This is a genomic window from Marinobacter shengliensis, assembly GCF_030297115.1.
Classification (GTDB): Bacteria; Pseudomonadota; Gammaproteobacteria; order Pseudomonadales; family Oleiphilaceae; genus Marinobacter; species Marinobacter shengliensis.
In genome coordinates this window covers 2,633,881-2,659,245 of sequence record NZ_AP028062.1, presented here as the reverse complement: position 1 = coordinate 2,659,245, position 25,365 = coordinate 2,633,881, and the positions used below count along the sequence as shown (strand labels likewise).

At 58.3% G+C, this 25,365-nt stretch carries 24 protein-coding genes; 19 read left to right on the top strand and 5 right to left on the bottom strand.

The genetic code is table 11. The features are described from left to right. Window positions 1-14: 14 nt before the first annotated feature. Window positions 15-1,931 (bottom strand): putative nucleotidyltransferase substrate binding domain-containing protein, encoded by a 1,917-nt coding sequence (locus QUE75_RS12220; RefSeq protein WP_106693667.1) that lies wholly within the window; start codon window positions 1,929-1,931, stop codon window positions 15-17. A 197-nt stretch (window positions 1,932-2,128) separates the two neighbouring features. Here QUE75_RS12220 and smrA point away from each other — a divergent pair, with 197 nt between their 5' ends. The 8 genes from smrA (at window position 2,129) to QUE75_RS12180 (ending at window position 8,722) form a co-directional block, all read left to right on the top strand. Continuing rightward, complete coding sequence (gene smrA / locus QUE75_RS12215; protein ID WP_286250448.1) at window positions 2,129-2,710, top strand: DNA endonuclease SmrA; 582 nt, start codon at window positions 2,129-2,131, stop codon at window positions 2,708-2,710. Next, a complete protein-coding gene (locus QUE75_RS12210) occupies window positions 2,697-2,960 on the top strand; it encodes a hypothetical protein (protein WP_286250446.1) in 264 nt (87 codons plus the stop codon). The genes smrA and QUE75_RS12210 overlap by 14 nt, the downstream gene beginning before the upstream one ends. Window positions 2,961-2,999: 39 nt before the next feature. Next, on the top strand, window positions 3,000-3,488 hold the full coding sequence (locus tag QUE75_RS12205) for a (2Fe-2S)-binding protein (protein WP_061332650.1): 489 nt from the start codon (window positions 3,000-3,002) through the stop codon (window positions 3,486-3,488). Between the two features lies 1 nt (window position 3,489). Next, the gene (locus QUE75_RS12200) at window positions 3,490-5,688 is read left to right on the top strand and encodes a xanthine dehydrogenase family protein molybdopterin-binding subunit (RefSeq protein WP_286250443.1); all 2,199 of its coding nucleotides are present in this window, start codon (window positions 3,490-3,492) and stop codon (window positions 5,686-5,688) included. Window positions 5,689-5,776: 88 nt separating this feature from the next. Beyond that, the gene (locus QUE75_RS12195) at window positions 5,777-6,403 is read left to right on the top strand and encodes a methylthioribulose 1-phosphate dehydratase (RefSeq protein WP_106693674.1); all 627 of its coding nucleotides are present in this window, start codon (window positions 5,777-5,779) and stop codon (window positions 6,401-6,403) included. Further along, window positions 6,400-6,960, top strand: a complete 561-nt coding sequence (locus tag QUE75_RS12190) for a 1,2-dihydroxy-3-keto-5-methylthiopentene dioxygenase (RefSeq protein ID WP_286250440.1) — start codon at window positions 6,400-6,402, stop codon at window positions 6,958-6,960. Before QUE75_RS12195 ends, QUE75_RS12190 begins: the two co-directional genes overlap by 4 nt. Next, window positions 6,957-7,649 carry an acireductone synthase gene (mtnC, locus tag QUE75_RS12185; protein ID WP_106693675.1) on the top strand — a complete coding sequence of 231 codons (693 nt, stop codon included), beginning with the start codon at window positions 6,957-6,959 and terminating at the stop codon, window positions 7,647-7,649. The genes QUE75_RS12190 and mtnC overlap by 4 nt, the downstream gene beginning before the upstream one ends. A gap of 11 nt (window positions 7,650-7,660) precedes the next feature. Continuing rightward, window positions 7,661-8,722: a DUF3080 domain-containing protein gene (locus tag QUE75_RS12180; RefSeq protein WP_286250437.1), complete on the top strand. Its 1,062-nt coding sequence runs from the start codon at window positions 7,661-7,663 to the stop codon at window positions 8,720-8,722. Window positions 8,723-8,729: 7 nt separating this feature from the next. Here QUE75_RS12180 and QUE75_RS12175 read toward each other — a convergent pair whose 3' ends face one another. The 4 genes from QUE75_RS12175 to arsC are packed head-to-tail and all read right to left on the bottom strand — an operon-like array spanning window position 8,730 to window position 11,943. After that, window positions 8,730-10,535, bottom strand: coding sequence for a GspE/PulE family protein (locus tag QUE75_RS12175; RefSeq protein ID WP_138435498.1), 1,806 nt, complete (start codon window positions 10,533-10,535; stop codon window positions 8,730-8,732). Between the two features lie 28 nt (window positions 10,536-10,563). Further along, the gene (locus tag QUE75_RS12170; protein ID WP_061332656.1) at window positions 10,564-10,923 is read right to left on the bottom strand and encodes a DUF2069 domain-containing protein; all 360 of its coding nucleotides are present in this window, start codon (window positions 10,921-10,923) and stop codon (window positions 10,564-10,566) included. Window positions 10,924-10,964: 41 nt separating this feature from the next. Further along, a complete protein-coding gene (wrbA, locus tag QUE75_RS12165) occupies window positions 10,965-11,570 on the bottom strand; it encodes an NAD(P)H:quinone oxidoreductase (RefSeq protein WP_286250434.1) in 606 nt (201 codons plus the stop codon). A gap of 19 nt (window positions 11,571-11,589) precedes the next feature. Next, window positions 11,590-11,943: an arsenate reductase (glutaredoxin) gene (gene arsC, locus QUE75_RS12160; protein ID WP_286250432.1), complete on the bottom strand. Its 354-nt coding sequence runs from the start codon at window positions 11,941-11,943 to the stop codon at window positions 11,590-11,592. A gap of 69 nt (window positions 11,944-12,012) precedes the next feature. Here arsC and QUE75_RS12155 point away from each other — a divergent pair, with 69 nt between their 5' ends. The 11 genes from QUE75_RS12155 (at window position 12,013) to truD (ending at window position 25,365) form a co-directional block, all read left to right on the top strand. Beyond that, on the top strand, window positions 12,013-12,504 hold the full coding sequence (locus QUE75_RS12155; RefSeq protein WP_396631658.1) for a TlpA family protein disulfide reductase: 492 nt from the start codon (window positions 12,013-12,015) through the stop codon (window positions 12,502-12,504). Window positions 12,505-12,506: 2 nt separating this feature from the next. Beyond that, window positions 12,507-15,989 carry a DNA polymerase III subunit alpha gene (gene dnaE, locus QUE75_RS12150; protein WP_286250430.1) on the top strand — a complete coding sequence of 1,161 codons (3,483 nt, stop codon included), beginning with the start codon at window positions 12,507-12,509 and terminating at the stop codon, window positions 15,987-15,989. 102 nt (window positions 15,990-16,091) lie between these two features. Next, complete coding sequence (accA, locus tag QUE75_RS12145; RefSeq protein WP_286250428.1) at window positions 16,092-17,045, top strand: acetyl-CoA carboxylase carboxyl transferase subunit alpha; 954 nt, start codon at window positions 16,092-16,094, stop codon at window positions 17,043-17,045. Further along, complete coding sequence (tilS, locus tag QUE75_RS12140; RefSeq protein ID WP_286250426.1) at window positions 17,029-18,366, top strand: tRNA lysidine(34) synthetase TilS; 1,338 nt, start codon at window positions 17,029-17,031, stop codon at window positions 18,364-18,366. The genes accA and tilS overlap by 17 nt, the downstream gene beginning before the upstream one ends. An 88-nt stretch (window positions 18,367-18,454) precedes the next feature. Next, window positions 18,455-20,083, top strand: a complete 1,629-nt coding sequence (locus tag QUE75_RS12135) for a CTP synthase (protein ID WP_106693685.1) — start codon at window positions 18,455-18,457, stop codon at window positions 20,081-20,083. Window positions 20,084-20,085: 2 nt separating this feature from the next. After that, the gene (kdsA, locus tag QUE75_RS12130; protein WP_286250423.1) at window positions 20,086-20,931 is read left to right on the top strand and encodes a 3-deoxy-8-phosphooctulonate synthase; all 846 of its coding nucleotides are present in this window, start codon (window positions 20,086-20,088) and stop codon (window positions 20,929-20,931) included. Window positions 20,932-21,158: 227 nt separating this feature from the next. Continuing rightward, the gene (eno, locus tag QUE75_RS12125) at window positions 21,159-22,454 is read left to right on the top strand and encodes a phosphopyruvate hydratase (protein WP_286250421.1); all 1,296 of its coding nucleotides are present in this window, start codon (window positions 21,159-21,161) and stop codon (window positions 22,452-22,454) included. A 199-nt stretch (window positions 22,455-22,653) separates the two neighbouring features. After that, window positions 22,654-22,926 (top strand): septum formation initiator family protein, encoded by a 273-nt coding sequence (locus tag QUE75_RS12120; RefSeq protein ID WP_022990067.1) that lies wholly within the window; start codon window positions 22,654-22,656, stop codon window positions 22,924-22,926. 154 nt (window positions 22,927-23,080) lie between these two features. Further along, the gene (ispD, locus tag QUE75_RS12115; protein WP_286250417.1) at window positions 23,081-23,779 is read left to right on the top strand and encodes a 2-C-methyl-D-erythritol 4-phosphate cytidylyltransferase; all 699 of its coding nucleotides are present in this window, start codon (window positions 23,081-23,083) and stop codon (window positions 23,777-23,779) included. A 45-nt stretch (window positions 23,780-23,824) separates the two neighbouring features. Continuing rightward, entirely contained in the window at window positions 23,825-24,304 is a 480-nt protein-coding gene (gene ispF / locus QUE75_RS12110) for a 2-C-methyl-D-erythritol 2,4-cyclodiphosphate synthase (protein ID WP_286255686.1), read from the top strand. Continuing rightward, window positions 24,301-25,365, top strand: a complete 1,065-nt coding sequence (truD, locus tag QUE75_RS12105; RefSeq protein WP_286250415.1) for a tRNA pseudouridine(13) synthase TruD — start codon at window positions 24,301-24,303, stop codon at window positions 25,363-25,365. The genes ispF and truD overlap by 4 nt, the downstream gene beginning before the upstream one ends.

The window sequence follows — 25,365 nt, the reverse complement described above, 5'->3', positions numbered from 1 at the left end:
GGTGTTTCCGGTACCTAGAGTTGGTAAGTGACTTCCAGCTTTTGCTGCAGCCTTTGAGCCTGGCGGAAAGACTCCCGCAGGATGCGTCGGTCGAGCGGGTTCAGGTCGTCCGGATCAATGTAGTTGGTCAGTTCCTCGCCCCTGTCCAGCATCTCCTGGTGGGCACGCATACGGATGGCCTGGATCAGGCTGTACGCCTCTTTCCACGCGTTTGCATCTTTGGCGTCGAAAACCCCCTTTCGGGACAGGGCGTCCATTCGCTCCAGCGTATTGGCAGCTTCCACCCCGTGGGCCAGGGCGAATACCCGGACGGATTCGACAAACGGCGCCAGGCCTTGTCGTTTCAGGTCCAGAGAATGCTTTTTCTCGTCATTCAGATAGCGAAAGTTCCTGAACATGGTGAGCGGTGGTTTGCGTTGCAGCGCATTGCCCGCCAGCATCTTCTGGAACAGGGCGTTCTTGCGAATCCTGTCCAGAACTTTCTCCAGCAATCGGTGCAATGGCTCCGTTGGCCCGAATACTGAGCGCATATCGAGGAAGATGGATGAGTACACCAGATTCTGGGGGGTGGAGGCGTCGATAAACCGAACGAACCAGTCATCCCACTCCCGATCACTCAGACACAGTTTCGGGTTGCTTGCCATGATGTTGCCTTTACACAGGGTAAAGCCACACTCGGCCAATTCATCATTCACCTTGCGTGCGAACGGCAGCAGTTTTTCCCTAACCTGGTCCTCGGTCATGCCCTCGGGCGTCTCGAACAGGATGCCGTTGTCCTGGTCGGTCAGCAGTGTTTGCTCCTGCCGGCCTTCGCTGCCAAAGGTCAGCCAGGTGAAAGGGATACCGGGATCGTTTTTCTTCAGGTTCAGTTCCAGTACCCGCCGAACGGTCACATCGTTGAGCGTGGTGATGATCTTGACCACCTGCCCGGAGTCCGCGCCGTGGGCCAGCATGGAATCCACCAGGCGGGAAACGTCGGTGCGCAGGCTCACCAGCGTGCGCAGGTGGGTGGCTGTACCGATGGTCCGGGCCAGGTTCACCAGGTCCACGCGCTGGAGGGAGAACAGGTCCCGCTCGGAGACCACCCCAATCAGATGATTTTCCTCATCGACCACGCACAGATGTGCAAAGTGGTGCTCGGCCATCAACATGGCGGCTTCAAAGGCATCGGCTGTTGAGGGTAAACAGCAGGGATCTGCTGTCATGACCTGCCGGATAGGGGTGTCGAGGGGGCCTCGTTCCTCGGCAATCATGGTGCGCAAATCGCGCAGCGTGAAGATGCCCTTGGGGTGGCGGTTGTCATCCGTAATAATGATGCTGCCGACATTATTCTCATGCATGCGGGCCACCGCCTTGCGCACCGGCAGGTCAGGCGAGCAAACGATGGGATTGCGCAGGGCGTAACGTTCAAGCGGGGTATCCAGGCTATTGCTGGACCCGATCGAGGCCATCGCCTTGGACTGGATGCGCTGGTTGACCTGATCCAGCAGGCTGCTGACACCGCGCAGGCAGAAGTCCCGGAAGGGTTCGCTTTCGGAGAACAGGGTGATGAACGCTTTTTGTTCAATGCTCAGGCAGAAGGTGTCTCCGGAGGCCCGGTGCAGGGTACGGGTAGGACGCTCGCCAATCAGGGCAGCCAGCGGAAAGCATTCGCCCTGGCTGATTTCGAAGGTGGTTTCTGCCCGATCCTCTTTTTCGTTGTGGCGTTCGCCCCGAATACGGCCTTGTTTAACGATGTAAAAGCGCTTTACTACGCCGTCATCCGGCGAGAGCACCACGTCTTCATCGGCGTAGAATCTCAGGGTGGCATGTTCAGCAAAATGGGCCAGGTGGGTGTCATCCATGCTGGAAAAAGGTGCATGTTCCCGCAGAAATGTCATGATGGCTCGGGTGTTCTGGGGGCGGGATGTGTCCTGGTTCGCTGCTGCCATATCGCAATCCGTCGTGGGTCGGAGTTGGTCGGCCTTCGCCGCTGTTCCGTAGTTATTGTTGTCCGCTTGCAGTGTAGTTCAGCGGAGCCATGTTATGCCCTACGATTTTGGTCGAAACGTGTCTCAGGGCTTTTCTTTATGGTAGCCCGGCACGGTGGTAGAGTTCTGACATTCGTCAATCCAGAAACAGATAGCTCATGACCAGTAAAGATGAACGCCTGGCGTTTCTTGAAGAGATGAAGGATGTCCGGCGTATTCGGAAACCCAATCGGGCCCAAGTGTCGACCCCCAGGGAGCTGACGCCCGGGCATCTGGAACGGCAGAAAGCGGCCGTTGAAAAGCCGGTTCGTGACCTGAACCCGCTGACTTCTGACATGGTTGAGCCGCTGACGGCCCATGACGTCCTTAGCTGGATGCGGCCCGGTATTCAGCATGGTGTGTTCCGCAAGCTCCGGCTGGGGCAGTACCCGATCGAAGCCAGGCTGGATCTGCACCGGATGACCGTTGAGGAAGCCCGCCGGGAGGTATTTGCGTTTATCAACGATTGTGTGCGCTACGGCTTGCGTTCAGTCATCATTTTGCACGGTAAGGGTGAGCGCAACCCCGATGGCATTGCCCAGTTGAAAAGCTACCTGGCGAAGTGGCTTCCGGAACTGGACAGCGTACTGGCCTTTCACTCGGCCCAGAAACACCATGGTGGAACCGGCGCGGTCTATGTCATGGTTCGCAAGAGCGACCGGGACAAACAGAATAATCGGGAATTGCATGGCCGCCGGTGATCAACGAATCACGGTACTGCATTTCAAACAGCTGATGAGGTTATTGATGATGAAAAAGGGTTCTCTGGTGGTGATTGTTATGGCCGGCCTGTTCACTCTGGCGGGTTGCAAAGACCGGGTGATCTGGGACGACAACGGCAAGGTGGAGAGTGCCACCAAAGATCGTGAAGTCTGGGATTCCAATGGCAGAATGAACACCGGTGATCGCAAGATCTGGGTAGACCAGGATGGCAAAGAAGTGATCAAGTGAACGAATTCGTCTTCCAGCAAATAATAAAAGGAAAGGCCCATGGCATTCAGCCTGACGATTAACGGCCAAAGGCACACAGTTGATGTTGATTCCGATACGCCTCTGTTGTGGGTGATTCGGGATGAAGTTGGGCTCAAGGGCACCAAGTTTGGTTGCGGTGCCGGCTTGTGCGGCGCTTGCACGGTTCATGTTAACGGTCAGCCAGCGCGCTCCTGTTCAACACCGGTGGCGTCGGTAGACGGCGCTTCCGTGACCACTATCGAAGGTTTGTCCGAAGATGGCCAGTTGCACCCGTTGCAACAGGCCTGGATTGATCAGGGCGTTCCCCAGTGCGGATACTGTCAGTCGGGCCAGATCATGACCGCAGCGCACCTTCTGAACAACAATCCGTCGCCATCTCGTCAGGACATTGTGACCGCCATGACCGGAAACCTGTGCCGGTGCGGTACCTATTCCCGTATTGTCGCCGCCGTCGAGGCGGTTGCCGGTTCGGTTGGCCATTACCAGCCCGCCGGGGAGGACGCCTGACATGACCATGAATCGTCGTGATTTTCTGAAAGTCAGCACGGGTGCTTCAGGCAGCTTGATACTGGCGGTATCTATCCCGGGGTGCGCCTCTGTCCAGACCGGGTACCAGCCCGAGACCGGAGAGTGGAAGCCGGATATCTGGCTGGAATTGACCCGTGATGATGAAATCATCTTTACCCTGGCCCGGGTTGAGATGGGGCAGGGCACCTACACCGGTTTGACCACCCTGGTGGCTGAAGAACTGGATGTGGAGCCGAGCAGGATTAAAGTCAGGTTTGCCCCAGTGGCGCCGGAATACCGAAACCCCCTGTTTGGTTTGCAGCTGACCGGCGGCAGTACCAGCCTGGCCACAAGCTGGGAGCCGCTGAGGGTTGCCGGCGCGCAGGCCCGGCAGATGTTGGTGATGGCGGCTGCCCGGGTGTGGGAAGTAGACGCGGACCAGTGCACTACCCAGGATGGCCGGGTGGTGCATCCTAACGGACTTGATTCGTTACGTTACGGCCAATTGGTGAAGCTGGCGGACCGGGAAGTTATCCGGGGCAAGGTGCCCCTCAAACCCCGCGCCGAATGGAAATACATCGGCCGCAAAGGCGGCAAGCTGGATGCCCGTGCCAAGGCAACGGGTACCGCCGTCTACGGGATGGACGTTGAGCTTCCGGGCATGGTCTATGCGGTGATGACCCGAAGCCCCCGTTACGGCGGCAAGGCCAGCAGCTTCAACCGCGATGAAGTTCTCGGTATGCCAGGTGTAACCGATGCATTTATCACGGAACGCGGCGTTGCCCTGGTTGCCCAGCGCTACTGGCAGGCACGAAAGGCCCAGCAGAAATTGCGAGTAGAGTGGGATTTCTCCGACGCGTTGGACACCAATACGGAAGCTGTTTTTGAAAGTTACCGACAGGCAGCCAGCAAAGACCCCGGGGTCAAAGAGCGCAGTGAGGGAAATGTAGAAAAGGCAGCCGAGCGTGCAAAACAGGTGGTAGAGGCCGAGTACGAGCAGCCCTACCTGGCTCATGCCACCATGGAGCCGATGAACGCCACGGCCTGGTATCGCGACGGTGGAATGGATGTCTGGGCACCCACCCAGGCGCCAGACCTGGGGCGCATTGCCGCGGCTCGTCATACCGATCTGTCACCGGGCAAGATAAACATCCACACCACATTTCTTGGCGGCGGGTTTGGCCGTCGCCTCACCCAGGATTATATCGAAGAAGCTGCAGCGGTGGCTTACCAGCTGAAAGTTCCGGTCAAGCTGATCTGGTCCCGGGAAGAAGATACCCGCCACGGCTTCCTTCGCCCCGCCATGTTGCACAGGATGAAAGCCAGCCTGAACGACGGTGAGCTGGCCGGCTGGCACCACCAGATCGTTGGCCCGCAGGTTCTGGACTGGTACGTGCGCAATGCCGCACCCGCACAGTATCCCTGGGCGCCCAAGTTCCTCTACGACACCCTGGGGCGGGTAGGGCTGATGGCTGAGGGCATTGCCACACCGAAAGATATTTCGGCCATTGAAGGGGCCATTGAATACCCCTACCAGGTGCAGAACGTCAGCGTTCGTCATACCCACACCGATCCCGGTGTGCCCATCACCTGGTGGCGTTCGGTGGGTTATTCCCACAACGGGTTTGCGGTGGAAACCTTCATGGATGAGCTGGCCCACGAATCCGGTGAAGATCCGTTGCAGTTCCGCCTGAAAATGCTGGATGCCGAGCCGCGCCATCGCGAGGTGCTAGAGCGCGCAGCCCGGCTGGCGGATTGGGGCCAGCCAGCGCCGGAAGGTCGCGCCCGGGGGCTCGCCTTGTTCAAGAGCTTTGGTACCTATGTGGCCCAAGTGGTTGAAGCCGGAATCGAGAACGGTGAAATACGGGTGTACAAGGTGATCTGCAGCGTGGATTGCGGCCAGGTGGTTAATCCCAGGATTGTTGAAGACCAGATCGAGGGTGGCATCCTGTTTGGCCTGACCGCCGCGCTCTACGGCGAGATCAGCTTCGACAACGGCGAGATCCGGCAGAGCAATTTCCACGACTACCGCCTGATGCAGATGCACCAGACGCCCGAAGTGGTGGTGGATATTGTTGACAGTGAGGCAGACCCGACCGGTGTGGGTGAGCCGGGCGTGCCCCCGGTGATTCCCGCCCTAGGCAATGCCCTGTTTGCGCTGACCGGAAAGCGCCAGCGCCGCCTGCCGTTGACGGCTTGAGCCAAAGCGGTTTTCGGGGAGCGATGGCCGTCCTATAATGGCGGCCATCGCTTGCCCGGCAGGGCACGTTTCAACCGGGAGATTGCGTGTGTTTGATGTAACCCGATACGCCACAGCGGCTCAGTCCATCGTGGATGCAGGTCAGTTCCTTTACGGCCGTGGCTGGTCGCCTGCCACCAGCAGCAATTATTCTGCGCGGATCGACAGTGATCATGTGGCCATTACGGTGTCTGGCCGCCACAAGGGGCAGCTGACCGCCGCAGACGTCATGGTGGTTGATCTTGACGGCCGGCCGGTCCAAAGCCAGTGCAAATCCTCCGCAGAAACCCTGTTGCATACCGTGCTTTACCGGGTGTTCCCGGAGGTTGGTGCCGTCTTGCACACCCATTCCGTAAAAGCCACAGTATTGAGTCGGCTGATTGCTGCGGGTCAGGCGCTGGAGCTGGAAGGCTACGAATTGCAGAAGGCGTTTTCCGGTGTTGAGACCCATGAGGGTGCACTGAGCATTCCGGTTTTCGACAACACTCAGGATATTCCGGCGTTGGCCGAGGACACCCGGGCCTGGTTTCTGGCCCATCCTGAACAACCCGGTTACCTGATTCGCGGCCACGGCCTGTATACCTGGGGTAAGACCATGGCGGATTGCCTGCGCCATGTCGAAGCCTTCGAATTTCTCTTTGAATGTGAACTTGAAACCATGAGGGTCCGCCCATGACTACCCTGAGCATATTTCACCAGAGCCAGCCGGACGAGGCCCACACCGTGATGACCGACCCGGGGGCTATCGGTGATGCGCTCGCCCGCCACGGAGTGCGTTTCGAACAGTGGCCAACCCGTGATCTGCCGGCGGATGCCAGCCAGGAGCAGATTCTGGAAGCCTACAGCGAAGAAGTTGCGCGGCTGAAGCAGGAATGCGGTTTCCAGACGGCCGATGTGATCAGCCTGAACCCGGACAACCCCCAAAAGGAAGCCTTCCGCCAGAAGTTTCTGGACGAGCATACCCACAGCGAGGATGAAGTGCGGTTTTTCGTGCGGGGCCAGGGCCTGTTCTATCTGCACTTTGGCGACCAGGTGTATGCCCTGCTGTGCCAGCAGAACGATTTGATCAGTGTACCGGATGGCACACGCCACTGGTTTGATATGGGGCCAGAGCCGCAATTCACTTGCATTCGCCTGTTCACCAACCCGGAAGGCTGGGTTGCGAGCTTTACCGGCGAGGATATCGCCAGTCGACTGCCCCGTTACGAAGGGCTTGCGGGAGTGGCAGGATGATTCGGGTAGTTCTGACCGATATAGAGGGCACGACCAGCTCGATCTCATTCGTGCACGATGTGCTGTTTCCCTACGCCAGTAAACACTTGCCGGAATTTATCCGCACGAACCATCACACCACGCCGGCTGTGGCTGAACAGCTGGCTCTGGTCGCAGAAAAAAGTGGTGTCGACAGTAAAGATGTGGAGGGCCTGATTGATGTCCTCCAGGCCTGGATATCCGAGGATCGCAAAGAAGGGCCGCTCAAAGCACTGCAGGGCATGGTCTGGGAGCAGGGATATCACAGCGGAGAGCTGAAGGGCGATATCTATCCGGATGCGGCGGATTATCTTCAGCGCTGGCATGATCGGGGCCTAAGGCTGTTCGTATATTCCTCTGGTTCTGTGAAGGCACAGAAACTGATTTTTGGTTTCAGTAACGAAGGCGACTTTACGCCGTTTTTCTCCGGATACTTCGATACCGGTGTGGGCGGCAAAAAAGAAGCACAGTCTTACCGCAATATTCTTGCCGAGCTAGGTGTAGAGCCGGCGACCGTTCTGTTCCTGTCGGACGTGGAAGCCGAGCTCTCGGCGGCTGAGGAAGCTGGGCTTAAAACCGTCTGGCTGGTGCGTGATGGGGAGCTTCCTGACACTGGTCGGCCTGTTGCCCGTGATTTTGCGGAGGTAGACGCGCTACTGCGTAAACGTTAGGAGGTGGTCGAATGCCCGGTAGTTCATGTCTGAAGTGGCTTATTCCGGGTGTTTGTACCTTGTTTCTGGCCGGCTGCAATCCGTTCTCCGAAGCCGAGCCGATGATGGAAGAGTACCTGGAGCGCCTTGCCCGGGTGCTGGATACGCCATCGGTATCGGTTCCCTCTGATCTTCCCCCTGCCTCCACCGTACCCCGTCGCCGCGAACGTGTACTTGATATGCCTGAGCTGGATCTGGGCATGCTGGACTTTCTGTCGCTGTACGGGTGTGAACTTCAGTATGTGGTTGGCGAGCGAAACTCGGTGATGGGCCGGGTGATGCAGCCTCTTAACCGGCTGCGTTATGAAGTCCGGTTTATCCGAGCCGCGGAAGATTGCATGGCAGAGATCGACGACGAGCGCCTGGAGAAAACCCTCCAGGATGCGGTCGAGAGCAAGCGGGCATCATTGCCGGTGGCCATATGGAATGCGACCTGGGGAACGGAAGAGATTGAGCGCTTGTTGACTCTGTCCAAAGGGTTTTATCCGGTGGCCGCGGAGGGAAACCCGGTGTCTGATCTGGTGCGGGACCTGGGCCAGTTGAACCGGGCCGTATCCGATTTGTCGGTCCAGCAGCTCGATGTTCCCCTCGATGCACTTGGCGGAGTGCACCAACGCTGGCAATCGGAGTTTCGCGCCGGGCAGGTGATCAACAGCGCCCGGCTGTTGATTGCAACCCTCAATGCAGGAACAGAGACCCTGAAAGCGCGCCTTGATGAGCGTCCATTATGTCTGAATGGCCGGCCGAATAATCAATCAGAAATCGTCCGAAATTTCTTCTTCAATGTGTACATTGGTGAAATCCAGCCCTACATGAGCGATGTCAGCCGGGCCCGGGATTCGCTGATCGGGGCTCTGGCGGAGCTGGCGGACCAGCAAACTGCCGTTATGCCGGCGAGCTTTCAGGACTGGTACCAGCGTCATTTGTCAGCCGATGCTGAAGTCAGCCTCTGGCGGGAGCTGGACCAGGCCATGATGCAGCACACCCGGCACTGGCAGGAACTGTTGGAGCAGTGCGGTCTGCGCCCGGGTTGATGCGGGTTCAGCGCTGGCTTTCCGGGGTCACCCGCAGGATTTCTTCCACCGTGGTCTGGCCGGCGGCCACTTTCTGTGCGCCACTGAGGCGCAGGGATTTCATGCCTTCTTTGTAGGCGTCCAGCCTTAACTGCTCGAGTTCGCAGTGATCATTGATCTGGCGAGTCAGGTGGTCGGAGAGCGTCATGATTTCATAGACCCCGGCGCGGCCCATATAGCCGGTATTGCGGCATTCGAGGCAGCCCACCGGATGATAGAACTGACGGGGAACCGGCGCTTTCCAGGGGCGGGTCAGTGTTTGCCAGGCCTGCTCGTCGGCCTCACCCGGAGCCTTGCAGTGGGGGCACAGGGTGCGGGCCAGGCGCTGGGCCATCACCCCCAGCACCGTGGCCCGGATCAGGTAGGGCGGGATGCCCAGTTCCATCAGTCGGGTAATGGCACTCGGGGCGTCGTTGGTGTGCAGGGTGGAGAGCACCAGGTGGCCGGTCAGCGCTGCCTGTACCGCCATCTCGGCGGTTTCCAGGTCGCGGATTTCACCAATCATGATGATGTCCGGGTCTTGCCGTAACAGGGCCCGAACGCCGTGGGCGAACGTCAGGTCGATATTGGTCTGCACCTGCATTTGGTTGAACGCTGGCTCCACCATCTCAATGGGGTCTTCAATGGTACAGATGTTCAGTTCCGGCGACGCCAGCTGTTTGAGGGTGGAGTACAGGGTGGTGGTCTTACCGGAACCGGTAGGGCCGGTTACCAGTACAATGCCATGGGGGCGGGCGGTCATGGCCTGCCAGCGCTCCCGGTCTTCTTTACTGAAGCCCAACTGCTCGAAGGATTTCAGCAGCACCTCCGGATCAAAAATCCGCATCACCATCTTCTCGCCAAAGGCGGTGGGCATGGTGGCCAGGCGCAACTCCACCTCGCTGTTATCGGGTTTCCGGGTTTTGATCCGGCCGTCCTGGGGCCGGCGTTTCTCGGCCACATTCAGGCGCCCCAGAATTTTCAGACGGCTGGTGACAGCCACCCCGACATGTTCCGGAAACTCATAGACGTTATGCAACACGCCATCAATACGAAAACGCACCTGGGTGACCGCCCGGCGTGGTTCGATGTGAATGTCTGAAGCGCGCTGGTCAAAGGCATACTGCAACAACCAGTCGACAATCTTGACCACGTGCTGGTCATTGGCATCCGGGTTTTCGTTGGTACCTATGTCCAGCAGTTGTTCGAAATTCTGATTGCTGGCGGCACCCGGGGCCTGGCTGCCGCTGGCCTTGCTCACGGAATTGGCGAGCTGGTAGAACTCCACCGTGTAGCGCCGGATGTCTTCCGGGTTGGCAACGACACGGCGAATGTCCTTGCGAATGGCCTGTCGAAGGTTGCTTTCCCATTCGGTCTTGAATGGTTCTGTGCTGGCAATCAGCACTTCATCCTGGCGTATCTCTACCGCCAGAATGCCGTGGCGCTGGGCAAAGGCGTAGGACATCACCCGGGCGATGGCCGGCGTGTCGATCTTGAGCGGGTCTATGTGGTAGTAATCCTGGCCCGCCCATCGGGCCAGCCAGCTGGTCAGCCGATCAAGATCCAGGGTTCGGCCATCCCTGAGGCTGGTAATGCCGGCAATGGCAACTAGTTCCAGGGGGTGCCGCGGAGAAGTTCGTCCGTCCTGGGTAGCGGCCCCCAGGTTGGCCGTGAGCACCTTCTCAGCATCCTGCTGGCTGATTTCGCCACTTTCCACCAGGGCAGAGCAGATGTCTCGCAGGGTGAGGGTGTGCCGATGTGGTGGTGCTGGCATGGGGGGCGTTTGATCAGCCATCGTTGTGCTCTCCGGGTGTTATGGGCACTCAGTTGGCAACCGGCCGGTTTACTTTCAGGTGAACCATGGCGACGGTGAACAGTAGGAATGTAAGCACTGTGAGAATCATCGGGCCTGGGGCGCCTTCGCTCAGCCAGGCGGAGACCACGGCCTGGGTGAAGTAAAAAATCACCACGAAGGCCATCCAGATGTACCCGCGATTGTGCCCCCGGAATACCGGTACTGCAAACGCCAGCAGGGGTAACAGTTTCACCGTCAACATCAGGGGAATGGACACGCCTTCCACTGGCGCCGGATAGAATGTTGTTAACAGCAGTGTGGCCAATACCGCAAGGTACAGCGCAATGGTTATGCGGGCCGTGGTTTTTGCTTTTTCGTTTTTGAGCATAAAAGGTTCCGGGTGGTTGAAAGTTTGGATGCTGGCGGTGATCAACCGGCAAGTTTGAGCGCCAGCCGGGCAAGGCGCTCACCAAAGGCCTGGCACAGGGCCTTTTCATGGTCACTCAGCGCCTGCTGTGCACCGGTACCTGCCCAGTGGGTGGGGCCGTAAGGCGTGCCGCCGGTCGAGGTCTCATTCAGGGCACTCTCGGAGTAAGGCAGCCCGCACAGTACCATGCCGTGGTGCAGCAATGGCATCATCATGGTCAGCAGCGTGGTTTCCTGGCCGCCATGCAGGCTGCCGGTAGAGGTGAAGGCGCCAGCAGGTTTACCAACCAGCTTGCCGTTAAGCCACAAATCGCCGGTACCATCGAGAAAGTGTTTGAGCGGGGCCGCCATATTGCCAAACCGGGTAGGGCTGCCCAGGGCCAGCCCGGCGCAGTTTGCGAGATCTTCACGGGTGGTATAAGGGGCGCCGCTGTCCGGCACCGGGGGCATGCTGGCGCTGGTGTCTGGTGACACTGGTGGAACCGTGCGGATTTTCGCCTCAATGCCATCCGCTCGGGCGACGCCGCGGCCAATCTGGTTGGCCATCTCGGCGGTCTGGCCGTTGCGGCTATAGTAAAGCACAAGAACGTACGGTGTAGCGTTGCTCATGTCTGCTCCAGGGGATGGCTCAAAGAATATCCAGTACGTTCTCTGGCGGACGCCCGAGGGCTGCCTTTCCATTGGCCAGAACGATAGGGCGTTCGATCAGTTTCGGGGTATTTACCATGGCCTTGACCAGCTCTTCTCTGGTCAGTTCCGGGGCGTTCAGGCCAAGTTCTATGTACTCGGATTCCTTGGTACGCATCAGCTGGCGGGGTTCACAACCCAGAAGATCAAGAATGTGTAACAGTTCCTGCTCTGTCGGTGGTGTCTCGAGGTAGCGTATAATCTCCGGCTCGACACCCTTTTGCTGAAGCAGCTCAAGGGTCTGGCGTGATTTTGAACACCGTGGGTTATGGAAAATGCGGGTTGGTTCTGTCATGGTCATGCCCGGTTAACAGTGATGAGTACGGTCTTTAATGAGGGCCGTAGTCTAACAGGAGGATTTACCTTGCAGTACCCTCGGTACCCGTCCGTTCCCCGCCCCAAGCTTTCTGAATGGCCCAGGCGCTTGCTGCTGATTCCAGCCGCTATTATGGTGCTGGCCCTGGCGGGTTGCGAGAGAACGGAGTTGCAACGTGCCGATGGTGTGGCGGTGGACTGGGACAGTTACCGTGGCCAATGGGTGCTGGTGAACTACTGGGCCGAATGGTGCAAGCCCTGCCTGGAGGAGATTCCTGAGTTGAATCACCTCGACAAGTCACCGAGAATTTCGGTGCTGGGCGTCAATTTTGACGGCGTTGAAGGCGCTGCGCTTGTGGACCTGGGCCAGAGAATGGGCATTGAATTCACCATGCTGGGCCAGGATCCGGGCCCCGACTTTGGCTGGAAGATGCCGATGGCACTGCCCGCCACGTTCGTGGTGGACCCGGCGGGCAAACTGATAGAAACACGCTTTGGTCCCCAAACCGAAGAAGATCTGATGCAACTGATCGGTAGCTGACCATGGCACAGACGTTCGTACATCTTCGCGTACACTCCGAATACTCCATGGTGGATGGCCTGGTAAGGGTCAAGCCACTGATTAGCCGTGTGGCCGAGTTGGGCATGCCGGCGGTGGGCCTCACCGAACAATCCAATATGTGCTCGCTGGTGCGCTTTTATAAGGCGGCCATGGGTGCTGGTGTGAAGCCGATTATCGGTGCCGATCTTTGGCTGGAAAATCCTGATGAGCCGGAAAACCCGTTCCGGCTCACGTTGCTGGCGCGGGATGAGAAAGGCTATCTGCACCTTACCGAAATCATTTCCCTGGGCTACACCGAGGGCCAGCGCTACGGCAAGCCGATTATCCGGAAGGCCTGGCTGGAAGCCCGTGCGGCGGGTCTGATTGCGCTTTCCGGCGCCAAAATGGGCGATGTGGGCAAGGCCCTGCTGGCGGGCAAGCCGGAACTGGCCCGGGAACGGGCTCAATACTGGAAGAATCTGTATCCGGGCAGCTACTACCTGGAGCTGCAGCGTACCGAGCGGGCAGGTGATGAGGATTGCCTGCACCTGAGCGTCGAGCTGGCGGCTGAATTGGGCCTGCCGGTGGTTGCCACCAACGATGTGCACTTCCTGACGGCGGACGATTTCGAAGCCCACGAGGCCCGAGTCTGTATCGGTGAGAGCCGAACACTGGATGACCCCCGTCGGGACCGGCGATTCAGCGACCAGCAGTATCTTCGCAGCGCGGAAGAGATGATCGAACTGTTTTCGGACATCCCCGAGGCCGTTGAAAACACGGTCGAGATTGCCCGCCGCTGTTCGGTCAAGGTCCGGATGGGCGAATACTTCCTGCCGAACTACCCGATTCCCGATGGCATGACCATGGACGAGTATTTCCGGCATGTGTCCGAGGAAGGTCTGGAGATGCGCCTGGAAACCATCCTGAGCAAGGATGATCCGGAGTATGACCAGAAGCGGGAAGAGTATTACAAGCGCCTGAAGTTCGAGCTGGACATCATTATTCAGATGGGCTTCCCCGGCTACTTCCTGATCGTTATGGACTTTATCAAGTGGGCCAAGAACAACGGTGTACCGGTAGGCCCCGGCCGGGGTTCCGGTGCCGGTTCCCTGGTGGCCTACGCGCTGCTGATTACGGATCTTGACCCACTGGAGTACGACCTGCTGTTTGAGCGATTCCTGAACCCGGAACGGGTTTCCATGCCGGACTTTGACGTCGATTTCTGCATGGAAGGCCGGGACCGGGTGATCGAATACACCGCTGAGAAATACGGCCGGGAAGCGGTTTCCCAGATCATTACCTTCGGTACCATGGCCGCAAAGGCGGTGGTGCGGGATGTGGCGAGGGTACAGGGCAAGTCCTACGGCCTGGCAGACAAACTGTCCAAGCTGATTCCGTTTGAAGTGGGCATGACGCTCAACAAGGCTATTGAGCAGGAGCCCCAGCTCAAGGAGTTTCTGGAGCAGGACGAAGAAGCCCAGGAAATCTGGGAGATGGCCCTCAAACTCGAGGGCGTTTGCCGTAACGCCGGCAAGCATGCCGGTGGCGTGGTGATTGCGCCCACCAAGATTACCGATTTCTCGCCCCTGTACTGTGACGACGAAGGCGGCAGCCTGGTCACACAGTTTGACAAAGGCGATGTGGAAGACGCGGGCCTGGTGAAGTTCGACTTCCTGGGTCTTCGGACCCTGACCATCATCAAGTGGGCCTTGCACATGATTAACCCGCGCCGACAGGCGCAGGGTCAATCAGAACTGGACATTGCCACCATCCCGCTGGAAGACAAGCGCTCCTTCGAGTTGCTCAAAAAGGCGGAAACCACCGCCGTTTTCCAGCTGGAATCCCGCGGCATGAAAGATCTGATCCGGCGCCTGCAGCCGGACTCCCTGGAAGATATGATCGCCCTGGTGGCCCTGTTTCGTCCGGGGCCGTTGCAGTCGGGCATGGTAGACGACTTTATCGACCGTAAGCATGGCCGCCAGCCGTTGTCTTACCCACACCCGGATTATCAGTATGAAGGCCTGAAGCCGGTATTGGAGCCCACTTATGGGGTTATCCTCTACCAGGAGCAGGTCATGCAGATTGCCCAGGTGATGGCGGGCTACACCCTCGGTAACGCCGACATGCTGCGCCGGGCCATGGGTAAGAAAAAGCCGGAAGAGATGGCCAAGCAGAAGGCATTCTTCCTGGAGGGTTGTGCCAATAATGGCATCGATGAAACCCTGGCGGAGAACATCTTCGATCTGGTGGAAAAGTTCGCCGGCTACGGTTTCAACAAATCCCACTCCGCCGCCTATGCTCTGGTGTCGTATCAGACCCTGTGGCTCAAGGCCCACTACCCGGCCGAATTCATGGCCGCAGTACTCACCGCCGATATGCAGAACACCGATAAGGTGGTCACGCTGGTGGAAGAGTGCCGGAACATGAAGCTGGACCTGCTGGTGCCGGACGTCAGCCGGTCCGCTTACACCTTTACCGTCAATGACGACGGGCAGATTGTTTATGGTCTTGGCGCCATCAAAGGGTTGGGTGAGGGCCCGATTGATAGCATTGTGGAGGCCGCCAAAGACGGCCCGTTCCAGGATATTTTCGATTTCTGCCGCCGGGTTGACCTGAAGAAGGTCAACAAGCGTGCCATGGAGGCGCTGATCCGGGCCGGGGCCATGGACAAACTGGGTGCCGGGCGCGCGCAGCTGATGGCCAGTATCGACAAGGCCGTGCAGCAGGCAGACCAGCAATCCCGAAACGATGCCGCCGGCATGATGGATATGTTTGGCGAAATGCTGGAGAGCAGCGGTGAGGGTGAAGACCCCTACGCCGATGTGGCCCATGTGCGGGAGTGGCCTGAAAAAGAACGCCTGAAGGGCGAGAAGGATACCCTTGGTATCTATCTTACGGGCCATCCGTTTGATGAATACGAGCGGGAAGTCCGGCGTTTTGTCCGTAACTCCATCGCGGATCTGAAGCCCAACAAGTCACCCCAGCGGGTGGCTGGCCTGGTGGTTGCCCAGCGCACCATGAAAACCCGCACGGGTTCCACCATGTGCTTTATTACACTGGATGACCGCAGTGCTCGGATAGAAGCCACCCTGTTCTCTGAGGCGTTTTTCGAGAACCGGGAACTGCTGCAGTCAGATCAGGTGATCGTTGTGGAGGGGCAGGTCAGCCACGATGACTACTCCGGGCAAATGAAAATGCGCGTCAGTTCAGTGATGGACGTGGCCACCGCGAGGCAGCAGTTCAGCCGTGGCATCCGGCTGGCGCTGCACGCGGAACAGTTGCAGAACGGGCTGCTGGACAAACTGGACGATACCCTGCGCCCGTTCCGCAACGAAGGCAGCCCGGTGTGGATTGAATACAGCAGTGCTGAGGCCAGAACCCGCATTGAGCTGGGTGAGTCCTGGCGAGTACAGCCGGATGACAACCTGTTGTTCGAGCTCAGACACCTGGTAGGCGAGAAGTCCGTGGAACTGGTCTATGATTAATACCAATGTCCGCTTTAGCTGTGCCGGTTGCACTGCTATCTTTGTCCCAAATTCTGGTTTTGGTGGGGTGAAACCTGCCTGGCAATCAAATGATGGAACATCATGAACCCTAATTACCTTGATTTCGAACAGCCGATCGCCGACCTGGAAGCCAAGATTGAAGAGCTTCGCATGGTGGGCAACGACACCGACATCAATATCACCGATGAAATCAGTCGGTTGAAGAAGAAGAGTGTCAGTCTGACAGAAAGCATATTTTCTGATTTGCAGTCCTGGGATGTTGCCCGTTTGGCCCGGCACCCGCGCCGGCCCTACACTCAGGATTACATTGATCTGATTTTCGAAGATTTCGACGAGCTGCACGGCGATCGCCGCTACGCCGACGATTTATCCATTGTTGGTGGTACCGCCCGGCTGGACAACAAGCCAGTAATGGTGATCGGCCATCAGAAAGGCCGCGAAGTGCGTGACAAGGTCAAGCGCAACTTCGGCATGCCTCGCCCGGAAGGTTACCGCAAGGCCCTGCGCCTGATGGAAATGGCCGAGCGTTTCAAGATGCCAATCCTCACCTTCATTGACACGCCGGGTGCCTACCCTGGTATCGGCGCCGAAGAGCGTGGCCAGAGTGAGGCCATTGCCTTCAACCTGGCGGTCATGTCCCGGTTGAAAACGCCGATTATCTCTACAGTGATCGGTGAGGGCGGTTCCGGTGGTGCCCTGGCCATTGGTGTGTGTGATCAGCTGAATATGCTGCAGTACTCCACCTATGCCGTTATTTCGCCGGAAGGCTGCGCTTCCATTCTCTGGAAAAGCGCCGAGTATGCAGCCCAGGCTGCCGAGGCCATGGGTGTCACCGCCCAGCGCCTGAAAGAACTGGGTGTTGCCGACAATGTGATTGAAGAGCCTCTGGGCGGTGCTCACCGTAATCCGGAAAGGATGGCTGAAACCCTGAAGGCCAGGTTGGCCAAGGGTGTCGCGGAACTGAGCCGGTTACCTCTGGACGAATTGGTGTCCCGCCGGTACGAGCGCCTTACCAAATATGAAAGCGGGCGGTAACACCGCCCGGGAATCTGGCTGGCCCGACGACTTGCGCGGGCCGGTCAGCTCACTCCCTGACAGCTCCCGCATCCTGGTCGCCCTCAGTGGTGGCCTGGACTCGGTCTTATTATTGCATGTGGCGGCAGCCTGCCACCGTAATGTCTGTGCTTTGCACATCAATCATCAACTGCAGCCTAATCATCGGCAGACAGAGCAGTTCTGCCGGTCGCTCTGTGAGCGGTTGTCTGTTCCCCTCCTGGTTGAGCGTGTGGACGTTGCAGTGGGCGAGTCTGGCTCCGGTGGTCTTGAGGAGGCGGCCAGGCTGGCCCGATATGACGTGTTCCGGCGGGTACTGGGGGCTGGCGACCTGTTGTTGATGGCCCACCACGCAGACGATCAGGTCGAAACGGTGCTGTTTCGTTTGCTCCGGGGAACCGGTGTAACGGGTCTGGCGGGCATGCCTGAAAGCCGCCGTCTTGGCCAGGGAGCCCTGTTTCGACCCTGGCTGGCGGTAAGCCGTGACCGGCTGGAGCAGGTTGCCCGGGATGTCGGTCTCTCCTGGGTGGAAGATCCCAGCAATACCAGCCTGGCATTTGATCGCAATTACCTGCGCCACGCTGTGCTGCCGGGGCTCAAGGAGCGCTGGCCTGGCCTGCTGAAACGGATGGAGCACAGTGCCAGGGCCTGCGCCGAAAGCGATACGCTCAGTCATCGGCTGGCGGAACTGCAGTGGCAGATGTGTTCTGATTCAGGTCAGCTCCGACTGGCGTCGATTCAGGCCCTGAGCCCGTTGGAGCAGAGAAATCTGGTTCGATGGTGGATTCACCGGCAGGGTTTGAAAATGCCTGCCCTGGCAGATTGGGATCAGTCGCTGGCGGAGTTGGTTCAGGCCGGCGAAGACCGGACGCCGGAGATTCGTGGTGATGGTTTCAGTTTGCGGCGATATCGGGGCTACCTGTACCTGGTGCCAAACGTGGAAGTGCCGGCGCACTCCGCTGGCCTTGAGCCCGGCCGCACGCTGCAATGGGGCCCCTGGACACTACGGCTCACGCCAACAGCCACTACACCGGAAGCAGCGCCCCCGCCAATACGGGTATCTACGAGGCAGGGCGGCGAAAGGCTTCGCTTTGAGGAGGGCGGGCACTCTCGATCGTTGAAAACCTGGTTGCAGGAACAAGGAGTGCCGCCCTGGGAGAGGGCTTTACTGCCGCTGGTTTACCACGAAACACCCGGTGCCAGTGAGCTGATTGCCGTTGGCGATTTGTGGTGTTCTGAACAATACTCGGGAAGCGCCCCTGCCGCCGGCTGGCGGCTGATTGTGGAGAGGGATTGTGATTGAGTACAGGGGGGCTTTCTGGTAGTCTGGCGACCCATCTTGAGATGAACAATCTCCCTCCTTCACCGAACCAGATAATCACGGAATCTGCATGACGCGTTATATTTTCGTCACCGGCGGTGTCGTGTCCTCATTAGGCAAAGGTATTGCGTCTGCCTCACTGGCAGCCATCCTCGAGGCACGCGGCCTGAAGGTCACTATTCTCAAGCTGGACCCGTACATCAACGTGGACCCCGGCACCATGAGCCCGTTCCAGCACGGTGAGGTTTTTGTCACCGAAGACGGCGCGGAAACCGACCTCGACCTGGGCCACTACGAGCGCTTTATTCGTACCCCCATGAGCAAGCGCAATAACTTCACCACCGGCCGGGTGTACGAAGAAGTTATCCGTAAAGAGCGTCGCGGTGATTATCTTGGCGGTACCGTGCAGGTGATCCCGCACATTACCGACGAAATCAAACGCCGTGTGGTGGAAGGCGCAGCCGGCTCCGACGTGGCCCTGATCGAAGTGGGCGGCACGGTCGGGGATATCGAATCCCTGCCGTTCCTGGAGGCCTGTCGTCAGCTGAAGGTGGAAGTAGGTTCGCAGCGCGCGCTGTTCATGCACCTCACTTTGGTACCTTACATCGCGACCGCCGGCGAGATCAAAACCAAGCCGACCCAGCATTCCGTAAAAGAAATGCGCTCCATCGGCCTGCAGCCGGATATCCTGCTGTGCCGCTCCGAGCACGAAGTGGATGCCAGCTCCCGTCGCAAGATTGCCTTGTTCACCAACGTGGAAGAGCGGGCGGTTATCCCGATGCAGGACGCCAAGTCCATCTATGCCATTCCGCGCATGCTGCACGAATACGGCCTGGACCAGCTGGTCATCGAGCGCTTCGGCCTGGATGCCCGTGAAGCAGACCTGGGCGAGTGGGATGCCGTTGTGGAATCGTTGATGAATCCGCAGCAGGAAGTCACCATTGCCATGGTCGGCAAGTACATGGAGCTGCTGGATGCGTACAAGTCGCTGATTGAATCCCTGCTGCACGCCGGCATCAAGACCCGCACCAAGGTCAATATCAACTACATTGACTCCGAAGACATCGAGCGTGATGGCACCCGTGTGCTGGAATCCGCCGATGCCATCCTGGTGCCGGGCGGTTTTGGCGAACGGGGCGTGGAAGGCAAGATCCGCACCGTTCAGTACGCCCGTGAAAACAAGGTTCCGTATCTGGGCATCTGCCTGGGTATGCAAGTGGCGGTTATCGAATACGCCCGCAACGTGGCCGGCCTGAAAGACGCCCACAGTACCGAATTCCGCGAGCACACCCCGGAGCCGGTGGTTGGGCTGATCACCGAATGGCTGGATGCCAGTGGTGCTACCGAAGCGCGCACCGAGGCTTCTGATCTGGGCGGTACCATGCGCCTGGGTGCGCAGGATTGCATACTGACAGACGGCTCCACGATCGCTGCCTGCTATGGCAAGAAAACCATTCGCGAGCGCCATCGCCACCGCTATGAAGTCAACAACCACTTCCTGCCCAGCCTTGAGGAAGCCGGCCTGAAAATCTCTGGTCGTTCCGCAGATGGCAAGCTGGTGGAAGTCGTTGAGGCGCCGGAACATCCGTGGTTCGTGGCATGCCAGTTCCACCCGGAATTCACCTCAACACCGCGCGATGGCCACCCGCTGTTCAAAGGCTTTGTTGAGGCGGCACTGGCCAACCGGAAAGGATCCTGAGCATGGCGCAGAGCAAGGTAAACGTCTCGGGCATTGAGGTTGCCAACGACAACCCGTTCGTATTGTTCGGTGGTATGAACGTACTTGAGTCCCGTGAACTTGCCTTTGAGGTTGCTGAAAAGTACGTGGATGTCTGCGGTCGTCTTGGCATCCCGTATGTTTTTAAAGCGTCCTTCGACAAGGCCAACCGCTCGTCTATCAACTCCTTCCGGGGCCCTGGCCTCGAGAAGGGGTTGCAGATCCTGGCAGACATCAAAAGCAAGTTTGGTGTGCCGATCATTTCTGACGTGCACGAGCCGGAGCAGGCAGCGCCTGCGGCGGAAGTCTGTGACATCATCCAGTTGCCGGCATTCCTGAGCCGCCAGACCGATCTGGTGGTGGCCATGGCCAAAACTGGCGCGGTCATCAACATCAAGAAAGCCCAGTTCCTGGCGCCCCAGGAAATGAAGCACATCATCACCAAGTGTGAAGAAGCCGGCAACGACAAGGTTATCTTGTGTGAGCGCGGCAGCAGCTTCGGTTATAACAACCTCGTGGTGGACATGCTGGGCTTTGGCATCATGAAATCGATGAATGTGCCGGTGATGTTCGATGTGACCCATTCGTTGCAAATGCCCGGCGGACGAGCAGACTCAGCTGGTGGCCGGCGTGCGCAGGTTACCGACCTGGCGCTGGCGGGTATGTCTCAAGGCCTGGCAGGCTTGTTCCTGGAGGCCCATCCGGACCCGGACAAGGCCATGTGCGACGGCCCGTGCGCTTTGCGCCTGAGCCAGCTGGAGCAGTTCCTGCAGCGGGTGAAAGCTGTAGACGATCTGGTGAAAAGTTTTAAACCTATCGACACCGCCTGATTGGCGGTGTCGGCTATTTGAACGACCGCATATTCCTGAAGTCGCCAAACCTGACGGCATACTGCGGACTACGAGAGCGAATGACTGGAAAGCCTTGGCGAAAATTTCGAAGGCCAAGGATGGCCTGAGAGAAGCGCACATGGATGTGCTCGTAGCGGTTTTCGCCAAGGCTTTCCAGTTGTTCGCTCCGGCACCAAATTAAAAGTTAAGACTGGAGAAACAATCGAATGACCAAGATTGCCAACATCAAAGCCCGTGAGGTTCTGGATTCCCGCGGCAACCCTACCGTTGAAGCCGATGTTATTCTGGAAGACGGCACCATCGGCACCGCTTGTGCGCCTTCTGGTGCATCCACCGGTTCCCGCGAGGCGTTGGAGCTGCGTGATGGTGATGCTTCTCGTTATCTGGGTAAGGGCGTCCTGAAAGCGGTTGATGCGGTAAACAGCAAGATTCGTGATGCATTGGTCGGTAAAGATTCTGCGGATCAGCGTGGTCTGGACCAGATTATGCTGGATCTGGACGGCACCGAGAACAAGGCCAACCTGGGCGCCAACGCCATTCTGGCAGTCTCCCTTGCAGCGGCCAAGGCGGCTGCTGTTTCTCTGAAGAGGCCGCTGTATGCACACATTGCTGATATCAACGGCACTCCCGGCGAATTCTCCATGCCGGTACCGATGATGAACATCCTGAACGGTGGTGAGCACGCGGATAACAACGTGGACATCCAGGAGTTCATGGTTCAGCCGGTTGCTGTGAAGAGCTTTGCAGAGGCCCTGCGTGTAGGCGCAGAGATCTTCCACAGTTTGAAGAAAGTGTTGAAGTCTCAGGGCCTGAACACAGCGGTGGGCGACGAGGGTGGTTTTGCGCCGAACCTGCCGTCCAACGAAGCGGCCCTGGCTGCGATCAAGCAAGCTGTTGAAGACGCTGGCTATGAGCTGGGCAAAGATGTGACCCTGGCGCTGGATTGTGCCTCTTCGGAATTCTACAAAGACGGTCAGTATCAGCTGTCTGGTGAAGGCAAGAGCTTTGATTCCGAAGGCTTCGCCGATTACCTGGCAGGCCTGTGTGAGCGTTATCCGATTGTGTCCATCGAGGATGGCATGGACGAAAGCGATTGGGATGGCTGGAAGATCCTGACTGACAAGCTGGGCAGCAAGGTGCAGCTGGTTGGTGATGATCTGTTTGTCACCAACACCAAGATCCTGAAGCAGGGCATCGAGAAGGGCGTTGGTAACTCCATCCTGATCAAGTTCAACCAGATCGGTAGCCTGTCTGAAACTCTGGATGCCATCAAGATGGCTCAGGACGCCGGCTACACGGCGGTGATTTCTCACCGTTCCGGTGAAACGGAAGACACCACCATTGCTGACCTGGCGGTTGCGACCTGCGCCGGCCAGATCAAGACCGGTTCTCTGTGCCGCTCAGACCGGGTTGCCAAGTACAACCAGCTGCTGCGTATTGAAGAGGCGCTGGAAGGTAAGGCACCTTACCGTGGCCTGAGCGAGATCAAGGGTCAGGGTTAAGACCCGCGACATTTTTGAGTCTGCCAGCGCGCGCTGGTAAGTAACAAAATGTTAAGGCCATCGCGTTCCGGATGAAAATTCGGACACGATGGCCTTTTTGTACAGTGACTTACAAGAATTTGTTGCTAATCTACTATAAGGTCTATACTTGACCTTCGACTCTTTCGATAAATCTGGTTATTTTCTGAGCTGATTTGGCATGAAAACGCTTTGGGCCATTCTGGTAGTGCTGATTCTCCTGCTGCAGGTTCGCCTGTGGGTCGGGGAGGGTAGCTTTGCGCAGGTTTGGTCGTTGGAGAAGGCGATTGCTGAGCAGCGGGCGGAGAATGCCGGGTTGGCGGGGCGTAATGACCGGCTTTATGCGGAGGTGCGGAATCTTCGTAACGAGCAGGGGGCGGTGGAAGAGCGTGCCCGCATGAATCTTGGGCTTATTCGTGAAGACGAGACGTTTTTTCTCGTGGTCGAGAACTGATTTCAGCTTTGGGTGTTCCGAGCACCGGGGAGTGTCTCTCCGGGAACCGCTACGAGCACATCCATGTGCGCTTCTCTCAGGCCATCCATGGCCTTCGAAATTCCCGGAGAGACACTCCCCGGCGCTCTCCTGACACAGTGCGGGCCTTCCGATTATGAAACCTCAACTTTGGCTTGTTGTTCCTGCTGCCGGCATCGGCCAGCGCATGAAAGCTGAATGTCCCAAGCAGTACCTCAAGATCAATAACCGCTTTATCCTCGATATTACCCTCTCCCGTTTACTGGATAACGCGCCGTTAAAGGGCTGCATGGTGCCGTTGAACCCGGCGGATCACTGGTGGCCGGATAGTGAATCCTCCAGAAACGATCGTATCCAGACCTGTACTGGTGGCAAGGAACGGGCGGATTCGGTGCTTTCGGCGTTGCATGCGCTGGCGGAGCAGGCGGATGAGTCGGATTGGGTGTTGGTGCACGATGCGGCGCGGCCGTGTTTGCATGCCGATGATCTTTCCAATCTGATCGATACGCTGTCTGAGCACCCGGTTGGCGGGCTGCTGGCGGCGCCGGTGGCGGATACTTTGAAGCTGGCGGATGACGGCATTCCGCCAGAGGTGGCGCAGACGGTGGATCGGAGTCGGTTGTGGCGGGCGTTGACACCGCAGATGTTTCGGTTTGGTGCGCTCAGGGCCGCTCTTGAATCCTGTCTGGAAAGTGGTCACGGGGTTACCGATGAGTCCTCTGCGATGGAGTTTTCCGGTAAGATGCCTGTTCTGGTGGAAGGGCGGCCGGATAATCTGAAGGTTACGGTGCCGTCGGACCTTGCGCTGGCCGAGTTTATTCTGGGTCGGCTGTAGGGTTTTCCCGCCTCTTGTTTATTTCTGTTTTTCTCGGAGACGATGATGCGCATTGGTCAGGGCTTTGATGTCCATGCCTTTGGTGAGGGCAGTTCTGTCATTCTGGGTGGTGTTGAGATTCCCCATAGTCATGGCCTGAAAGCCCATTCGGATGGCGATGTGCTGTTGCATGCACTGGCGGATGCCCTGCTCGGTGCGGTGGCGCTGGGTGACATCGGGCATTTTTTTCCGGACACCAGCGACGAGTGGGCGGGGGCCGATAGCCGGGATCTGTTGCGTCGGGTGATGCGGCGGGTATTGGAGGAAGGCTTTGCTGTGGTGAATGTGGATACCACGATTATTGCCCAGGCGCCGAAGATGGCACCTCATGTGGAGGCGATGCGTCTCAATATTGCTGAGGATCTGGGGGTGCCGGTGAATCGGGTGAGTGTGAAAGCCACCACCACGGAGAAGCTTGGCTTTACCGGGCGCGGTGAGGGCATTGCCTGCCAGGCAGTGTGTTTGCTCGAACCGGTGGCCATGTGAGTCAGGATAACGGTGCGCCCCGTTGGCGTCTTGAGTGGCCCACATCTTCAGGTAAGCGCCCGGGCAAGGCGCAGTTAAAGTCGGTTCCTGAGGATTTCCGGGTTACAGAGAGACTCTGGCCAGATTCTGAATTGCCAGGTTCCGTGCATGGAGGGGCCGGTGAGCACTTGTGCGTGCGTCTTGAGAAGTCTGGCGACAATACCGAGTATGTTGCCCGGGAGTTGGCGGCCTTGGCGGGTTGCAAGGCGTTTGAGGTGGGCTTTTGTGGTTTGAAGGATCGCCATGCGGTTACCAAGCAATGGTTCAGTCTCTACTGCCCGGGCCGGGAATCCGAGGATGCTGCGCTGCTGCAAGCCATTGGTGCCCGGTGGCCGGTGTTGGCGAGTGGCCGCCATGCACGCAAGCTTCGCCGAGGCGAGCATCTGGGCAATGAATTTGACCTGATGTTAAGGCAAGTCAACAGCAATAGAGTGGACATTGAGCAGGCGCTGACGTTGCTTGGCGAGCGGGGAGCCCCGAATTATTTCGGGCCGCAGCGGTTTGGCATTGGCGGCGGCAATCTGGAACGGGCAGTGAATCTTGACCCTTCCCGATTGAACCGGAAGAAAGGCGGCCGTCGCGGCGGTGGCGGAAGCGGTTCGAAAAACGTATTGTACTTTTCGGCGGCACGTTCCTGGTTGTTTAACGAAGTCCTGGCTGCTCGGGTTGAAGCGGGCAACTGGTTCAACGGTGTGCCCGGAGAGCCCTCTGAAGACGGCCAGCCTACCGGGCCACTGTGGGGCGATGGTGGCACTCTGGCAACTGGAGAATTGGCGGAGCTTGAGCGGGCAGTGGTGTCAGAGCACCCGGAGTTCGAGCGGCTGTTTCTCAGCACCCGCATGAAACCGGAGCGTCGGGCCCTGGTAACCCGGCCTGAGCAAATGAACTGGCAGTGGCAGGATGACAATGCCCTGCGGATACAGTTTTTCCTGCCACCGGGGCAGTATGCCACCACGGTGCTGGGAGATATTTTTGAGCTGAAGGACATGAGCCTCAGCCGTGATAATAAGCAAGAAAGCTAG

Coding starts and splice junctions, on each gene's coding strand:
- QUE75_RS12220 (WP_106693667.1), bottom strand. CDS start 1,931: ATGGCAGCAGCGAACCAGGACACATCCCGCCCCCAGAACACCCGAGCC.
- smrA (WP_286250448.1), top strand. CDS start 2,129: ATGACCAGTAAAGATGAACGCCTGGCGTTTCTTGAAGAGATGAAGGAT.
- QUE75_RS12210 (WP_286250446.1), top strand. CDS start 2,697: ATGGCCGCCGGTGATCAACGAATCACGGTACTGCATTTCAAACAGCTG.
- QUE75_RS12205 (WP_061332650.1), top strand. CDS start 3,000: ATGGCATTCAGCCTGACGATTAACGGCCAAAGGCACACAGTTGATGTT.
- QUE75_RS12200 (WP_286250443.1), top strand. CDS start 3,490: ATGACCATGAATCGTCGTGATTTTCTGAAAGTCAGCACGGGTGCTTCA.
- QUE75_RS12190 (WP_286250440.1), top strand. CDS start 6,400: ATGACTACCCTGAGCATATTTCACCAGAGCCAGCCGGACGAGGCCCAC.
- mtnC (WP_106693675.1), top strand. CDS start 6,957: ATGATTCGGGTAGTTCTGACCGATATAGAGGGCACGACCAGCTCGATC.
- QUE75_RS12180 (WP_286250437.1), top strand. CDS start 7,661: ATGCCCGGTAGTTCATGTCTGAAGTGGCTTATTCCGGGTGTTTGTACC.
- QUE75_RS12175 (WP_138435498.1), bottom strand. CDS start 10,535: ATGGCTGATCAAACGCCCCCCATGCCAGCACCACCACATCGGCACACC.
- QUE75_RS12170 (WP_061332656.1), bottom strand. CDS start 10,923: ATGCTCAAAAACGAAAAAGCAAAAACCACGGCCCGCATAACCATTGCG.
- wrbA (WP_286250434.1), bottom strand. CDS start 11,570: ATGAGCAACGCTACACCGTACGTTCTTGTGCTTTACTATAGCCGCAAC.
- arsC (WP_286250432.1), bottom strand. CDS start 11,943: ATGACAGAACCAACCCGCATTTTCCATAACCCACGGTGTTCAAAATCA.
- dnaE (WP_286250430.1), top strand. CDS start 12,507: ATGGCACAGACGTTCGTACATCTTCGCGTACACTCCGAATACTCCATG.
- accA (WP_286250428.1), top strand. CDS start 16,092: ATGAACCCTAATTACCTTGATTTCGAACAGCCGATCGCCGACCTGGAA.
- tilS (WP_286250426.1), top strand. CDS start 17,029: ATGAAAGCGGGCGGTAACACCGCCCGGGAATCTGGCTGGCCCGACGAC.
- QUE75_RS12135 (WP_106693685.1), top strand. CDS start 18,455: ATGACGCGTTATATTTTCGTCACCGGCGGTGTCGTGTCCTCATTAGGC.
- kdsA (WP_286250423.1), top strand. CDS start 20,086: ATGGCGCAGAGCAAGGTAAACGTCTCGGGCATTGAGGTTGCCAACGAC.
- eno (WP_286250421.1), top strand. CDS start 21,159: ATGACCAAGATTGCCAACATCAAAGCCCGTGAGGTTCTGGATTCCCGC.
- QUE75_RS12120 (WP_022990067.1), top strand. CDS start 22,654: ATGAAAACGCTTTGGGCCATTCTGGTAGTGCTGATTCTCCTGCTGCAG.
- ispD (WP_286250417.1), top strand. CDS start 23,081: ATGAAACCTCAACTTTGGCTTGTTGTTCCTGCTGCCGGCATCGGCCAG.
- ispF (WP_286255686.1), top strand. CDS start 23,825: ATGCGCATTGGTCAGGGCTTTGATGTCCATGCCTTTGGTGAGGGCAGT.